The organism is Photobacterium minamisatsumaniensis, from assembly GCF_050336695.1.
GTDB classification, from domain to species: Bacteria; Pseudomonadota; Gammaproteobacteria; order Enterobacterales; family Vibrionaceae; genus Photobacterium; species Photobacterium minamisatsumaniensis.
This window is the reverse complement of record NZ_JAKJSI010000101.1, coordinates 1-1,784: the sequence shown is the minus strand read 5'-3', so window position 1 is coordinate 1,784 and position 1,784 is coordinate 1. Positions and strand designations below refer to the sequence as shown.

The following is a 1,784-nucleotide window of genomic DNA, read 5'->3' as shown; positions in this document are numbered from 1 at the left end:
TTGGTATACCGCTCAAAGTACCGGTGGCAGTATCAAAGCCTGCCCACGAYGGCTTGCCGGTGATGCTGAAGCTGTRGCTATCGTCCTCATCAACATCATTGACRCTTGGCGTAAAGGTATACGCACTGTCTTCATTCACACTCGTTGCAGGCGTACCCGATATCTCTGGCGCATCGTTGGTGTTGCCAACAYYGATCCCRAAGGCAGCCAAGGYGTCACTGGMTTCCGCRCTGTCTTTAACGGYRATGACGATATCGCTATATTGCCCAACGTCATCATTGGTTGGTATACCGCTCAAAGTRCCKGTGGCAGTATCAAAGCCTGCCCACGAYGGCTTGCCGGTGATGCTGAAGCTGTGGCTATCGTCCTCATCRACATCATTGACRCTTGGCGTAAAGGTATACGCACTGTCTTCATTCACACTCGTTGCAGGCGAACCCGATATCACTGGTGCATCATTGACATTCACCACTTCGAGGCTGAATGCTGCAAGGCTTGCGGTCTCGATACCATCCGAAACACTAATGACAATGTTTGCGCTGGTACCGACATCATCATTGGTCGGCAGGCCTGACAACACGCCACTCGCACTGCTGAAACTTGCCCACACTGGCTGATTTTCAATGCTGAACGTCAGATCATCACTGTCAGCATCGCTATAACTTGGACTAAAGCTATACGCCGCATCTTGGTTAACGGTTGTAGCTGGAGAACCCGATATCACCGGCGCATCATTGACATTGACCACTTCAAGATTGAATGCTGCCAAGCTCACCGTCTCGGTGCCATCACTGACCTTGATCACGATATTCGACGTGGTGCCGACATCATCATTGGTTGGCAGGCCTGACAGCACGCCAGTCGCAGTATGGAARCTTGCCCACACTGGTTGGTTTTCAATGCTGAACGTCAGATCATCACTGTCAGCATCGCTATAACTTGGACTGAAGCTATACACCGCATCTTGGTTGACCGAAGTCGCAGGTGTTCCTGAAATCACAGGCGCGTCATTCACATTCACCACTTCGAGGTTGAATGCAGCAAGGCTGGCGGTCTCAACACCATCCGAGACGCTGATGACAATGTTTGAACTGGTACCGACATCACCATTGGTCGGCAGGCCTGATAACAACCCAGTCGCGGGATTGAAATTCGTCCAGMTCGGCTGGTTTTCAATGCTGAAGGTCAGATCATCACTGTCCACATCGTTAACCGTTGGGCTGAAGCTGTAACTCGCATCTTGGTTCACGCTCGTCGCAGGCGTTCCTGAAATCGTCGGCGCGTCATTGACGTTCACTACTTCGAGGTTGAACRCTGCCAARCTCACCGTCTCGGTGCCGTCACTCACTTTGATCACGATATTCGAGGTAGTGCCGACATCATCATTGGTTGGTAGGCCTGACAGCACGCCAGTCCCAGTATGGAAACTTGACCATGATGGCTGGTTGTCGATGCTGAACGTCAAATCATCACTGTCCACATCGTTAACCGTTGGGCTGAAGCTGTAACTCGCATCTTGGTTAACGGTTGTAGCTGGAGAACCCRATATCACCGGCGCATCATTGACATTGACCACTTCAAGATTGAATGCTGCCAAGCTCACCGTCTCGGTGCCATCACTGACCTTGATCACGATATTCGAGCTGGTCCCGACATCATCATTATTCGGCTGGCCCGATAATACSCCRGTCCCGGGGTTGAAATTCGTCCAGCTCGGCTGGTTTTCAATGCTGAAGGTCAGATCATCACTGTCGGCATCGCTATAACTTGGACTGAAGTTATAC

The 1,784-nt window shown here is 51.2% G+C and carries 1 protein-coding gene; it reads right to left on the bottom strand.

All coding sequences use genetic code 11. The features are described from left to right. The coding region (locus tag L4D78_RS28170; RefSeq protein WP_428469985.1) for a putative Ig domain-containing protein at positions 1 to 1,784 on the bottom strand (1,784 nt) is incomplete at both ends.